12 protein-coding genes and 1 pseudogene are annotated in these 13,448 nt (G+C 65.7%); 9 read left to right on the top strand and 4 right to left on the bottom strand.

Features of this window, described 5'->3' with window-relative positions:
• Window positions 1–8: 8 nt before the first annotated feature.
• Entirely contained in the window at window positions 9–932 is a 924-nt protein-coding gene (locus AB4Y44_RS19635; protein WP_368700596.1) for a glycine betaine ABC transporter substrate-binding protein, read from the bottom strand.
• Window positions 929–1,645 carry an ABC transporter permease gene (locus AB4Y44_RS19630; protein WP_368700595.1) on the bottom strand — a complete coding sequence of 239 codons (717 nt, stop codon included), beginning with the start codon at window positions 1,643–1,645 and terminating at the stop codon, window positions 929–931. The genes AB4Y44_RS19635 and AB4Y44_RS19630 overlap by 4 nt, the downstream gene beginning before the upstream one ends.
• On the opposite strand from AB4Y44_RS19630, the gene AB4Y44_RS19625 reads away from it, so the two are divergent.
• The 7 genes from AB4Y44_RS19625 (at window position 1,644) to AB4Y44_RS19595 (ending at window position 9,445) form a co-directional block, all read left to right on the top strand.
• Window positions 1,644–1,943, top strand: a complete 300-nt coding sequence (locus AB4Y44_RS19625) for a hypothetical protein (RefSeq protein WP_368700594.1) — start codon at window positions 1,644–1,646, stop codon at window positions 1,941–1,943. The two genes, AB4Y44_RS19630 and AB4Y44_RS19625, sit on opposite strands and share 2 nt — an antisense overlap.
• Before the next feature lie 617 nt (window positions 1,944–2,560).
• The gene (locus AB4Y44_RS19620; protein ID WP_368700593.1) at window positions 2,561–3,583 is read left to right on the top strand and encodes a peptidoglycan DD-metalloendopeptidase family protein; all 1,023 of its coding nucleotides are present in this window, start codon (window positions 2,561–2,563) and stop codon (window positions 3,581–3,583) included.
• A gap of 168 nt (window positions 3,584–3,751) precedes the next feature.
• Window positions 3,752–5,182, top strand: a complete 1,431-nt coding sequence (gene eat / locus AB4Y44_RS19615) for an ethanolamine permease (protein WP_368700592.1) — start codon at window positions 3,752–3,754, stop codon at window positions 5,180–5,182.
• 27 nt (window positions 5,183–5,209) lie between these two features.
• Complete coding sequence (locus AB4Y44_RS19610; protein ID WP_368700591.1) at window positions 5,210–6,607, top strand: ethanolamine ammonia-lyase subunit EutB; 1,398 nt, start codon at window positions 5,210–5,212, stop codon at window positions 6,605–6,607.
• Window positions 6,604–7,404 (top strand): ethanolamine ammonia-lyase subunit EutC, encoded by an 801-nt coding sequence (gene eutC / locus AB4Y44_RS19605; RefSeq protein WP_368700590.1) that lies wholly within the window; start codon window positions 6,604–6,606, stop codon window positions 7,402–7,404. The genes AB4Y44_RS19610 and eutC overlap by 4 nt, the downstream gene beginning before the upstream one ends.
• A 225-nt stretch (window positions 7,405–7,629) precedes the next feature.
• Window positions 7,630–8,646, top strand: coding sequence for a helix-turn-helix domain-containing protein (locus tag AB4Y44_RS19600; RefSeq protein WP_368700589.1), 1,017 nt, complete (start codon window positions 7,630–7,632; stop codon window positions 8,644–8,646).
• A gap of 16 nt (window positions 8,647–8,662) precedes the next feature.
• Window positions 8,663–9,445 (top strand): alpha/beta fold hydrolase, encoded by a 783-nt coding sequence (locus AB4Y44_RS19595; RefSeq protein ID WP_368700588.1) that lies wholly within the window; start codon window positions 8,663–8,665, stop codon window positions 9,443–9,445.
• Window positions 9,446–9,460: 15 nt separating this feature from the next.
• On the opposite strand, the gene AB4Y44_RS19590 is transcribed toward AB4Y44_RS19595, so the two are convergent.
• Together AB4Y44_RS19590 and AB4Y44_RS19585 are read right to left on the bottom strand one after the other, a co-directional pair.
• Window positions 9,461–9,997: an N-acetyltransferase family protein gene (locus tag AB4Y44_RS19590; RefSeq protein ID WP_368700587.1), complete on the bottom strand. Its 537-nt coding sequence runs from the start codon at window positions 9,995–9,997 to the stop codon at window positions 9,461–9,463.
• Between the two features lie 16 nt (window positions 9,998–10,013).
• A complete protein-coding gene (locus tag AB4Y44_RS19585) occupies window positions 10,014–10,586 on the bottom strand; it encodes a helix-turn-helix domain-containing protein (RefSeq protein ID WP_368700586.1) in 573 nt (190 codons plus the stop codon).
• 254 nt (window positions 10,587–10,840) lie between these two features.
• Here AB4Y44_RS19585 and AB4Y44_RS19580 point away from each other — a divergent pair.
• Window positions 10,841–11,974: pseudogene (locus tag AB4Y44_RS19580) on the top strand (CBS domain-containing protein); the annotation flags it as partial.
• Between the two features lie 124 nt (window positions 11,975–12,098).
• Window positions 12,099–13,412, top strand: coding sequence for a putative bifunctional diguanylate cyclase/phosphodiesterase (locus AB4Y44_RS19575; protein ID WP_368700585.1), 1,314 nt, complete (start codon window positions 12,099–12,101; stop codon window positions 13,410–13,412).
• Window positions 13,413–13,448: the final 36 nt, after the last annotated feature.

The raw sequence follows: 13,448 nt of genomic DNA, 5'->3' as shown, positions 1-13,448 counted from the left end.
GGCCTCCTTCAGGGGAGCGAATGCGTGCGCAGGAACTCCGCCGCCACCTGCTGGGCGGGCTTGCCGTCCAGATCGACGGCCTTGTTCATGTCTTGCATCACGTCGTTATTGAGGGCGGCGGACAGCGCGTTGAGCTGCGCGGCCAGTTTGGGATTGCGCTCGAGCACTTCCTTGCGCACCACGGGCGTGGCGTTGTACGGCGGGAAGAAGTGCTTGTCGTCTTCGAGCGGCACGATGCCGAAGCCCTTTACGCGGCCATCGGTCGTGTAGACGAGGCCGATCTTCAGCTGGTTGCTATGCAGCGCCGTGTAGACGAGACCGGGGTCCATCTGCTTCATCTGCGAGCGGTGAAAGCTCATGCTGTAGGTGGCGAGCAGTGGCTTGAGACCGTCCGGACGATTCGCGAACTCGGCGTCCATGCCGAACACGTAACGCTTCGCGTCGGGGTCCGTCTTCAACCTTTGCGCAAGCTGCGAGACAGTGGTGATGCCGGTTTCCTCGGCGAACTTGCTCGGCAGACCGATTGCATACGTGTCGTTGAGTGGCGAGGCGTTGAGCCAGACTAGACCGCGCGGCGCATCGAGCGCCTTCACGCGCTCGTACATCGCTTCGGGCGAAAGCTTGTCCGTCAGTTTGTCGTAGACGAGCGCCGCCGTGCCCGTGTAGTCCCATACGAGGTCGAACTGGCCGTTCTCCAGCGCGCTGCGCATGAGCGTACTGCCGAGGCCGGAGCGCACCTCCACGGTATAGCCGCGCGCGCGCAGGTATTGCGCCGTGACCTCGGCGAGCACGTATTGCTCGGTGAAGTTCTTCGCGCCGAGTACGAGCTTGGGCTGCGCGAACGCAGGCGTGGCGGCGGCAACGAGCGCCGTGCCGATCACGCAGGCCCGAACGAAGCGGCGCAGGGATTTGAAGGGTGACGCGAACATCATGCGAGCCCTCCGTGACGCGAGAGCCACTGCTGGCTGCCGGCGGCGACCACGCCGTCGAGTACGAGCGCGAGCGCGGCCGTGAACGCGGCGCCGAGCAGCAGCAAGGGCTGATCGTTCAGATAGATGCCGGGGAAAATGAGCGAGCCGAGGCTGTCCGCGCCGATCAGATAAGCGAGCGGCGCCGTGCCCACGTTGATGGCGAGTGCGGTGCGCACGCCGCCCACGATGATGGGCAGCGCACCCGGCAATTCCACGCGCGTGAGCGATTGCCAGCCCGTCATACCGATGCCGCGCGCGGCTTCGCGCAGCGCGCCGGGGACGTTCTTCACGCCCTCATACGTATTGCGCGTGATGGGCAGCAGCGACGCGAGAAACAGCGCGACGATCGCGGGAATGTCGCCGATGCCGAACACGCCGAGTGCAATGGCGAGCACCGCGAGCGACGGAATCGTGTTGCCCACGTTGAAGATCTGCATGAAGCGTTCGGCCTGGCGCGCGAAGCGCGGCCGGCTGAGCAGCACGCCGGCGGGCACGCCGACCACGATGGCGAGCGCCATCGAATAGCCGACGAGCAGCAGGTGCCGCCCGGTGTAGTAAGCGAGGTCGCCTGCGTGGCTTTGCCACGTATCGGCGCCGATGGCGCGCGAGAGGGCCCACGCGATGAGGGCAAGGACGATCAGGCTGCCCGCGAGCAGGGCAGAGCGTCGAGTCATGAAGGTACGCCTCCTTGTTTTTTTGCCGCGCGGCGCAACGCTGCGCAGCGGGGACGCCCATGAGGATGCTCAAGGCGCCGCGAAGGAAGTTCGTGATCCCGGCATGGCCGCGATTGGAACCGACGAAAACAACGGACAAAAAAGCGGGCAAAAACGCGGGCAAAAACCAGTCCGCCCGCGCACGATGGCGACGTGGCCGCAGTGGTATGAACGCGCTTTTATGGCGTTCTTCTGGTTATCATGTTCAACTCAACGGCACCGAGCAGATCGATGCGCGCTGGAGCAGGAAACCGCCTGATGACGGCTTGGATGCGGCGGCGTTGAACCGCTACGCGAGGGCCGGAGGCCCATTTGAATGGCGCTTGCAACACAGCGGCCCTTTAGCGTGGACCGGGTATCTCAATGCGCACGAGAACGACTTCGTTGTGATCGAAACGAGATGAGTATAGATCATTCGATTAGGTGCGTCTACCTTGGGGAACGATCGCGAGTTGACGTATAACAGGTTGGGTTGCATTCGGCATGTCATTTCGGGAAATTAATCAGTTATCCGGATAAAAATATTTCGGTAGCATTTCCCGTTTCTTAAAAGTGACAGAAAGTGACGTACAGGTACGCGTTTTCTGCATCGTGGGCTTTAGCAAGCGGCGTTCCCGGTACTGCATCGAGGCACTGCGGCAGAATGTTCCGCTCTTTGTGCGATCTTAAGTTTCGTTTAAGAAAGGCCATTTAATTTGAAGCGCTTCGCATCATCGATGCTCGCCGGTTCAACGATGCGGCCATCGATCTCACTTCCGATTTCACCTCGAGAAGCGCGGCACGCGTGCGCGTTTCTCTGCTCTGCAATTCGTCATTCGATTCATGGCTTTTCGTGCAATAGCGGCCTCCCCGGGCCTGGCGGGGAAACTCATCGTTGTGTCAGCAATCGGTTTGACGAGCGCCGCGTGGCTCGCCCATCGACATGCGGAAGTTGCCGCCGACGATCCGCTTGCCGACGCGGCGACGATGACGCCCGCGGCGCCGGCGCAAGATGCGGCGTCGCAGGCGGCGGCCAGCGCGGCGCCCGCGAGCGCAAGCGCGCCGGCGTTTCGCGTGGAGACCGCCGTGGTCGAGCACAGCTTCTCCGAGGCGGCCCAGCGTCTCGGGGTGGATGCGGCGACGACAGCGAGGCTGGCGCGCGCCTTCTCGGGCCGGCTCGATTTCCGGCGCGATCTGCAACGCGGAAGCGAAATACGCTTCGTGTTTCGCGATGACAAAGACGGTGCGAACGGCGCGAGCGAAGCAAATGATGCAAGCGACGTGAGCGCTGCGAATGCCGGTGCAGCGCCACAGAACACAGCGTCTTCAGACGACACGCCGGTCGCGATCCGGATCTCGAACGGCAACGTCTCGCACGATCTCTTTCTCTACCGGAACCTCGCGGGCAAGGCGTTCTACTATTCGGCCGACGGTCATGCTGCCGCGCCATCGTTCCTGCGCTATCCCGTGAAGTTCTCGCGCGTGTCTTCGCATTTCTCGATGCGACGGCTCGATCCGGTCACGCATCGCGTGCAGCCGCACGAAGGCGTCGATCTCGCGGCGCCCGTCGGTACGCCCGTTCACGCGACCGCGCGCGGCACCGTGACGTTCGCCGGCTGGCAGACGGGTTACGGCAAGGTCGTGAAGCTCGAGAACTTCGGCCCTTACTCCACGACCTTCGCCCATCTTTCGCGCTTCGCGAAGCACTTGAAGGTCGGGCAGACGGTGAGCAAAGGGCAGGTGATCGGGTATGTGGGCGCGACGGGTTGGGCGACGGGTCCGCATCTGCACTATGAGGTGCACGTCGATCAGGTCGCGCAGGATCCGCTTACCGTCGACTTGCCGCATCGCGATTCCTTGCAGGGCGAGGACAAGCAGCGTTTCGCGCAGCAGGTTGCGCTCATCGACCCGCTGCTTTAGGCGCAACGCGCGAAAGGCCGTCGCAAGGAAGCCCGCAACGGCCTGTGCTGCGCCGCGGGCACGATTTGCCGATTTTCGATAACACGTCGATTAATGACTCAATAGCATGGTTCCACTCAACCGAGGCGGCCAGGGCCGGCCGCCCGGGCCACCCAGAGGGAGAAAACCATGCAAGGCGAATCGAACGCACGCCCCGCTGCAGTTGGCACCGTAGTCGGCAAGGCAGGCGGCGCCGGCGCTCCGGCGCTCAATCAGACGCTCGGCACGTGGCAGTTGTGGGGCATCGCTGTCGGCCTCGTGATCTCGGGCGAGTACTTCGGCTGGAGCTACGGCTGGGCCAGCGCCGGCACGCTCGGCTTCGTCGTCACGGCGCTGTTCGTCGCGGCGATGTACACCACGTTCATCTTCAGCTTCACCGAACTCACCACCTCGATTCCGCATGCGGGCGGGCCTTTCGCCTACGCACGCCGCGCGTTCGGGCCGACCGGCGGGTATCTGGCGGGTGCGGCCACGCTCGTGGAATTCGTGTTCGCGCCGCCCGCCATCGCGCTCGCCATCGGCGCGTACCTGCACGTGCAGTTCCCCGGGCTCGAGCCCAAACACGCGGCCATGGGCGCGTATCTCGTCTTCATGGCGCTCAATATCGTGGGTGTGCAGATTGCCGCGACCTTCGAGCTGATCGTCACGCTGCTCGCCATCTTCGAACTGCTCGTGTTCATGGGCGTCGTGTCGCCGGGCTTCGCATGGAGCCACTTCATGAAGGGCGGCTGGTCGGGTAACGATCACTTTTCGCTGGGTTCGTTTCATGGCATGTTCGCCGCGATCCCGTTCGCCATCTGGTTCTTCCTCGCGATCGAAGGCGTCGCCATGGCCGCCGAGGAAGCGAAGAACCCGCGCCGCTCGATTCCGATCGCCTACGTGGCCGGCATTCTCACGCTCGTCGCGCTCGCCGTGGGCGTGATGGTGTTCGCGGGCGGCGCGGGTGACTGGACCACGCTCGCCAACATCAACGACCCGCTGCCGCAGGCCATGAAGTTCATCGTGGGCGAGCACAGCGGCTGGATGCACATGCTCGTCTGGCTCGGGCTGTTCGGTCTCGTGGCCTCGTTTCACGGCATCATCCTCGGCTATTCGCGGCAGATCTTCGCGCTGGCCCGCGAAGGTTATCTGCCCGCGTGGCTCGCGAAAATCCATCCGCGCTTCAAGACACCGTATCGCGCGATTCTCGCGGGTGGCGTGGTGGGCATTGCGGCGATCTATAGCGACGAGCTGATCCAGTTCGGCGGCCAGACGCTCACGGCCAACATCGTCACGATGTCGGTGTTCGGCGCAATCGTGATGTACATTGTCAGCATGGCGGCGCTCTTCAAGCTGCGCCGCGTGCAGCCGGCAATGGACCGGCCGTTTCGCGCGCCGCTGTACCCGTTTTTTCCGGCGTTCGCGCTCGTCGCCGCGCTCGTTTGCATCGGCACGATGGTGTATTTCAATGCGCTGGTCGCGGGGGTGTTCGTGGTGTTTCTCGCGCTCGGCTACGCGTATTTCCTCGCCACGCGCACACAGCGCGAGGGGGTGCCCGCCGAGGGGTTGCTCGAGGAGTGAGCCTCCAGATTCGCAGGAGTCCAGCACATGAACTATACGGAGACGATCGGCGCGCGCATCTACCGCTTCGCGGACCTCAAGACGCTGCTCGCCAAAGCCAGCCCGCTGCGCTCCGGCGACCAGCTCGCGGGCGTGGCGGCGGCGAGCGAAGAGGAGCGCGTGGCCGCGAAAATGGCGCTCGCCGCAGTGCCGCTCAAGGCGTTTCTCGCGGAAGCGCTCGTGCCTTATGAAGACGACGAGGTCACGCGCCTGATCGTCGACGATCACGACGCCGCCGCGTTCGCGGCCGTTGCGCACCTCACCGTGGGCGACTTCCGCGACTGGCTGCTGTCCGGCGCGGCAACCGCCGAAGCGCTCGAGCGCCTGGCGCCGGGCCTCACGCCCGAGATGGTCGCGGCGGTGTCGAAGCTCATGCGCAATCAGGACCTGATCGCCGTGGCGAAAAAGCGGCCCGTGGTCACGCGCTTTCGCAACACCGTGGGGCTGCCAGGCCGCATGTCGGTGCGCCTGCAGCCGAACCACCCCACCGACGACGTAAAGGGCATCGCCGCCTCGATGCTCGACGGCCTGATGTACGGCTGCGGCGACGCAATGATCGGCATCAATCCCGCTACGGATAGCCTTGCGGCCATCGTGAAGCTGCTCGCGATGATCGACGGGTTTCGCGAGCGCTACCGCGTGCCTACGCAGTCCTGCGTGCTCACGCACGTCACCAACACGATCGCGGCGATCGAGAAGGGCGCGCCCGTCGATCTCGTGTTCCAGTCGATCGCGGGCACGCAAAAGGCGAACGCGAGCTTTGGCATTTCGCTGGCGCTGCTGCAGGAGGCGCGCGAGGCGGCGCTCTCGCTCAAGCGCGGCACGGTCGGCAACAACCTCATGTACTTCGAGACGGGGCAGGGCAGCGCGCTCTCGGCGAACGCGCACTACGGCGTGGACCAGCAAACCTGCGAGGTGCGCGCTTATGCAGTCGCGCGCAAGTTCGAGCCGTTCCTCGTCAATACGGTGGTCGGTTTCATCGGCCCCGAGTATTTGTACGACGGAAAGCAGATCATTCGCGCGGGGCTCGAAGATCACTTCTGCGGCAAGCTGCTGGGCGTGCCTATGGGTTGCGATATCTGCTATACGAATCACGCCGAAGCCGACCAGGACGACATGGACACCCTGCTCACGCTGCTGGGCGCGGCCGGCATCAACTTCATCATGGGCATTCCGGGCGCCGACGACGTGATGCTCAACTACCAGAGCACCTCGTTTCACGACGCGCTCTACGTGCGCGACCTGCTCGGCCTGCGCCGCGCGCCGGAGTTCGAGGAGTGGCTGGAGACCATGGAGATCGTCGACGCGAAAGGCGCGCTCCTGCCAGGCTCCGCGCGCGTGCCGCTGCTCGCGGGCGCGCACGAATGGATGGGGATCGACGCATGAGCGACGCCGTCGAAAAGAACCCGTGGGGCGGTCTCAAGGCGTTCACGAACGCGCGCATCGCGCTCGGGCGCGCGGGCAACGGCTTGCCCACGGCGCCGCTGCTCGCGTTCAATCTCTCGCACGCGCAGGCGCGCGACGCCGTGCATCACCCGCTCGACGCCGAAGCCTTGCGGCGCACGCTCGAAGCCGAGGGGTTCGCGACGCTCGGCGTGGAAAGCGCGGCGCCGGACCGGCAGCATTATTTGCGCCGGCCGGACCTGGGGCGGCGCTTGTCGGAGGCGAGCCGGGCCGCGTTGGTCGAGGCGGCGGGTTTGGCCACGGCGGCGCGTGAGGAGCCGCCCGAAGTCGTGTTCGTGATCGGCGACGGCCTTTCGGCGATTGCCGCCGCGAAACAGGCCGCGCCGCTGCTCCTCGCCGTGCGCGCGCGTCTTGCGGACTGGCGCATCGGCCCAGTGGTGGTCGCGCGCCAGGCACGCGTGGCGCTCGGCGACGAGATCGGCGAACTGCTGGGCGCGAAACTCGTGGCGATGCTGATCGGCGAGCGGCCCGGGCTCAGCTCGCCAGACAGCCTCGGCGTCTATCTCACCTACGCGCCGAAGGTGGGCTGCCATGACGCGCAGCGCAACTGCATCTCGAACGTGCGTCCCGAAGGGCTGCCGTATGAAGCGGCCGCGCACAAGCTCCATTACCTCCTCACGCATGCGCGGCGGCTCGGGCTGACCGGCGTCGGACTGAAGGACGATAGCGAGGCGACGCTGCCGGGCGTCGGGGCGGCTGGGCAGATCACGTCTGCATGAGGGTCCGCGCGCGGGCGGAGACTGCGTCTGCCGCAACCGTTGGAGCAGGCGACGCACCGCGGCGGTGCTGCCGCCTGTGCAGGGATTGAGCACTCCGCTCACCGCCATTGCGCCGCCGTGGAGCAGCGCGGCGCCCGGCATGGCCATTGCGCATACCGTTCTCGCTGGCGCGACTCTTGCATCAATCGACGATCGATCGAAGCAAGCGCGTGCTGGGAGGCAACCATGAACGAAACGGCAGAGCGAACCGAAACCACGGCCGGGCAGGCGCGATGCAAGGCGCCTGGCGCCCGCACCGTGGTCAGCGTGGCGCACGACGCCGACGAGCAGGCGCGCAACCTCGTGGGCTGGCGGCAGACCTACGACCAGCTGGCGGCGGGCCGCTTCGTCGGCACGCTCACGGAGCTGCCGCTCGACACCATGAAGGTGTTCCGCGAGACCACGAGCCACATGTTGCGCCAGGCGTGCGAGGTGCGCGGCGACGCCTGGTGGTTCGGCATACCGGTCGTACGCGAAGGCGAGGCGCGTGTCGACGCGCAGCCCATTGGCGCGCAGGCGTTTGCGCTGCGCCCGGGCAACGTAGAGTTCGAGTTGCTCACGCCGGCGCAATTTTCGATCTACGGCGTGGTCGTGCGCGGCGACGTGCTGCGCCACTATGCGGCCGCGGTCGAGCACACGGCGCTCGAAGAGCGTCTGCCGGCTGCACCCGTCGTGCAGGCGGGCGCGGCGAGCATCGAACGCCTTTGCGCGCGGCTCGCGAGGTGTCTCGACGATGGCGGCCACGCGCAGGAGAACGTGCCGAACGCACCGCTTTCGGACGCCGAGCGCAATGCATTGCAGGCGGAAGTGCTCGCCGCGTTGTTCGACGCCTGCGCGGGCAGCGGGGATGCGGTGGTCGAGCCCGCGTCACGGCGCCGCTGGATCGTTGCGCAGGCGCGCGACTACGTGCTCGCGCATCGCGCGCGGCCGGTCGGTGTGCCGGAGCTTTGCGAGCAGCTGCACGTGAGCCGGCGTACGCTCCAGTACTGCTTTCAGGACGTGCTTGGCATGGCGCCCGCCACCTACCTGCGCGCGCTGCGCCTGAACGGCGCCCGGCGCGACCTGTGCGCTCGCGCGGCCGGTTCGGTGCAGGACGTGGCCACCGCCTGGGGCTTCTGGCATCTGAGCCAGTTCGCCACCGATTACCGGCGCATGTTCGGCATGCGGCCTTCCGAGGCGTTGCGCGCGGAGGCAACGCCCTGAATTCGCGGACCGCAGTATGAACCCGTTCACCACTGATGACAGAGGGAACATTCTTCGCTACCTGGATTTATATTCCGGCACGCACTCCTCCGAGCCACTTCTGTTCATTCATGGTTTGGGTTGTGCGTCCAGCAGTGATTACCCACCGGTAACGGGCTCCCATTCATGCTCGAAACGCCGATCGCTCCTCGTCGATCTCACGGGGGCGGGGTTCAGCGACAAACCAGAGGACGGAAAATATGATTCGGATAACCAGGCGAATGTCCTCTCAAACTTCGTCACGAGCGAGCCCTTCACGCAAGTGAATCTCTTCGGTCATAGCGCTGGCGCGTTCATCGCGCTGAAGCTCGCGAAACGCCTGCCGGTCCAGGTGAGTACCGTGATCTTATGTGCGCCCGGTCTGAACGACTACGGCAAAGCAATGTTGTCGGAAATCACGTCGATGACCGAAGCGCAATTCGTCGCCGAAGGGTGTTCGCAACTTCTGGCGCAGTTGAGAGCCGCGGGCGGCAATGACGCCTGGCTGGGCCCATTTGCCGTCGCATCGCCTCATGCCATTTACCAATGGGCAAGATCCGCGCTGGACGACAACGCGCAAGACTGGCTCGGCGATCTCGCCAGGTTGAATGCGAGAAAAGGGGTGATTCTTCCGGATACGGTCACGAGTTGCGAAATTGCCCCATTCGAGCAAGCCGGCTGCGCCGTCGAACTCGTTGCCGACACCGAGCACATGATGGCGTACGACAATCCCGATGGCCTCGCGCTCGCCATCAGCAACATTCTCGAACGAGGCGCTTGAGGGAGCGGCGGCGCCTCACCGGCTCACCAGCTGCTTGTGATAGAACGTGGTGCCGCAAAACGCGCCGTCCGGCATCAGCGCGTAATTCGGCACGGCGCCCACGCGCTCCCAGCCCGCGCGCGCATAGAGCCGTTCGGCCGCACCGCCCGTCACGGTGTCGAGCACGAGCACCGATTTTCCGGCTTGCCTTGCCGCCTCGTCGATCGCGAGCATGAGGCGCAGCCCGATACCTTGTCCGCGCACGGCGCGGTGCACCAGCACCTTGGCGACATCGGCGCGATGCGGCTGGTTTTCCGGCTGCGCCGTCACGAGTTGCGCCGTACCCACAATGCGCTGCTGCGCGTCTTCGGCCGCGAACAGAATGCGGGCGCCTCGCGCCACGTCTTGCGCCACCCCGTGCCAGAACGCAAGCGCCGTCTCGCGCGCAATCGGCAGCATGAAGCTCACCGAGGCGCCGCCCTCCACGCAGTCGATGAGTACGTCCGCAAGCGCGGGTGCGCAGGCTTGCGCCTGTTCGGCGGTGAGGCGGCGTACCTCGATGGCTTCGCTCATGGAAATGTGAACCCGGTCAGTTAGTGGTCCTGCAGAGCGCGACGACGTAGCGCGCCGGCGCGTTCGTGGGATTGCGATAGGCGATGGGGCAGTCGAGGCGCATCGCGAGGCAGTCGCCGGTTTCGAGCCGCCACACGCGCTCGCCCACCGTCATCTCCATCGCGCCTTCCATCACCCAGACCTGTTGATGAATCTCCGCGTCGCGCAGGCTCGTGTCGTAGGCCACACGCTGGCCGGGCGGAAAGTGCACTTCCACGAGCTGGATGGGCGACCATGCGGGCGGCGAGAGATTGCGCCGCACGTAGCCCGACTCGGGATCGGTCCAGACCGCTTGATCCTGGGCCGCGGCGTGCGGGGAAGGGGCCTGCCGCGCATCGTCGCCCGGCGCTTCGAAGAGCGAGGCGAGCGAGACGCCGAGCGCCGTGGCGAGCTTGTCGAGCACGACGGCCGTGGGGCTGCTTTGCCCACGTTCGATGAGCGAGATGTTCGAGCGGCTCACCGAACTGCGCTCGGCCAGCGCTTCGAGCGACCAGCCTCTTGCGTCGCGCAGTTCGCGCAGGCGGCGGGCGATAGTGGTGTGAATATCCATGTCGTCCAGTTTAATGGATCTGTTCGTCTAGTAAACTAGATTATGCAATTCCGTATATAAAAGTTTATGCGCATCAAGTTTTGTCGCAGGCGTGCGACACATGATGTGTCCCTGATATTCCGGTTAGCCGGCACGCAAACGTTTGCGTCGTCTTGGGCGGTCAAAACCTTGATTTTCGTCAATTGACGGCCGTCTACCCGCTGTTAGTTTCCCGCTATCTCATAAAGACATCGCCGTGCGGTTCGGGACGCAACATGCAACACCACACGCTGGACCTGGAAATCGGGCAGCTACTTTCAGGGCCGCCGCTGGCCTGCGGGCCCGACGTGCCGATACGCGAAGCGGCGCGCATGATGAGCGAGCGGCGCTATAGCGCCATCGTCATTACCGAAATGGGGCGACCCGTCGGCATCTGGACCGAGCACGACGCGCTCGCGCTGGGCGAAGACGCCGCCGCGCTCGCGCTGCCCATCCGCCATGCAATGAGCCACCCGGTGCGCGCGCTGCCGGCGAGCACGCGTCTGCGCGATGCCGCCCTGCGCTTCAAGCGCGAGGGCATCCGCCATTGCCTCGTGGTGGATCAGGCGGGCCGCTCGCTCGGCATCGTCACGCAAACCGACCTGGTCATGAACCAGGGTCTCGAGTGCTTTCTGCGGCTGAAGACGGTCGGCTCGGTCAACGCGGCGATGCCGCTCGTGGTCGACGCGCGCTTGCCCATGCACGAGGCCATGCAGCGCATGCGCGCGCGGCGTCTGAGCGCGCTCGTCGTGAGCTATCCCGAAGGCGACTTCGGCATCGTCACCGAGCGCGACGTGGTGCGCCTCGCTGCCGACGGCGCGCTCGATGGCACGGCCGGCGCGCGTGCGAGCCGGCCGCTGCGCTCGCTCGCGCATTCGCAGAGCCTCTATGCCGCGCGTCAGTTTCTCATTGAGCACCGCATGCGCCACGTGGGGGTGATCGGCGAAGACGGGCGTCTCGCGGGCCTGCTCGACCTCTCTCATATCCTGCACGACATCGAAGACGGCTTCGTGCGCGAGTTGCAGATGGCGCTGCGTGAGCGCGACGACGCGCTGCTCGCCTCGCGCGCGAACCTGCGCCTCGCCGACCAGGTGGTGGAGTCGACGCTCGACGGCGTGATGATCACCGACCTCGACGGCACCATCGAGCGCGTGAATCCCGCTTTTACGCGGCTCACGGGCTATACGGAGCACGAGGCGCTGGGGCGCAACGCGAGCCTGCTCAACTCGGGCCGCCAGGGCCCGGCGTTCTACGGCGCGCTCTGGCGCAGCCTGCAGCAAAACGGCCACTGGAAGGGCGAAATCTGGAACCGCCGCAAGGACGGCGCGCTTTACCTGGAATACCTGACGATTTCCAGCATCTGCGACCCGAGCGGCCGCTGCACGCATTACGCCGCGATCTTCGCGGACATCACGCAGCGCCGCGATCTTCGCGGACATCACGCAGCGCCGCGAGACCGAGGAGCGCCTGAGCTACCTCGCGACGCACGACGCCTTGACGGGCCTGCCCAATCGCACGCTCTTCACCGAGCGCCTCACGCTCTCGCTCGCGCGCGCACGCCGCACGGGCAAGCGCGTCGCGGTGATGTTCCTCGACCTCGATCGCTTCAAGCTCATCAACGACACGATGGGCCACGGCGTGGGCGACGAGGCGCTCACCGTGATCGCCGCGCGCCTGCGCGAAGCCGTGCGCGAGACCGATACGGTGGCGCGCCTCGGCGGTGACGAGTTCACGCTGCTGATCGAGGATATCGAAGACATTCGCCACGTCGGGCAGATCGCCCAGGGGCTGCTCGCGCGCGTGGGCGCCGCGATGCACATCGGCGAGCACCTGCTGTTCGTCACGCCGAGCATCGGCATCAGCATGTATCCGGACGACGCGCACGATCCGCGGCAACTGCTCATGCAAGCCGACCGCGCGATGTACGAGGCCAAGGACGCAGGCAAGAACAACTTCCGCTTCTTCGCCACGCCGATGACGTCGTCGGCAATGGAGCGCATCGTGCTCGAAAGCGAGCTACACCATGCGCTCGAGGCGGGCGAACTCGTGCTCCACTATCAGCCCGAATTCGATGTGGCGAGCGGGGCGCTCGTCAATATCGAGGCGCTCGTGCGCTGGCAGCACCCGCGCCGCGGCCTCGTGCCGCCCGACCAGTTCATCCCGATTGCCGAGGAATCCTCATTGATCGTGCCGCTCGGCGCGTGGGTGTTGCGCGAGGCCTGCCGGCAGGCGCGCGAGTGGCTGGACGAGGGCTTCGATTTCGGCCGCATCAGCGTGAATCTTTCGGCGCGGCAATGCCTGCACGACGGCTTTCTGCATCAGCTCACGACCGTGCTCAGCGAAACGGGCCTGCCGGCCACGCGCCTGCAGCTCGAACTCGTGGAGAGCATGGCGATGATGTCGGGCCGGGGCGGCATCGAAGCGTTGCTGCAGGAACTCGCGGCGCGCGGCATCAGCCTCGCGATCGACGACTTCGGCACGGGCTATTCGTCGTTCAAGTACCTGCAGTCCTTACCGGTCGACACGCTCAAGGTGGACCGTTCGTTCCTCGCGGATATGGCCGAACCGGGGCCGGGGATGTCGCCGCGTGTGAAGAAAAGCGCCGCGCGAGACCGCTCGATCGTGCGCGCGATCGTCGCGATGGCGCGCTCGCTCGGTGTCACGGTGGTGGCCGAGGGCGTCGAGACGCCGCGGCAACTCGAGTTCCTGCGCGAGATCGGCTGCGACCGCGCACAAGGTTTCCTGCTTGCGCGTCCCGCGCCGGCTGAATTGATGCCGCGCGCGCTCGAGGCGTGCGTGGCGGGCTGAAGACGGTCTTTTCTTTCCCCCCTTTAGCCCAAGTAT

The organism is Paraburkholderia sp. BR10937 (genome assembly GCF_040965695.1).
Lineage (GTDB): Bacteria > Pseudomonadota > Gammaproteobacteria > Burkholderiales > Burkholderiaceae > Paraburkholderia.
This window is presented reverse-complemented; position numbering and strand designations above follow the sequence as displayed.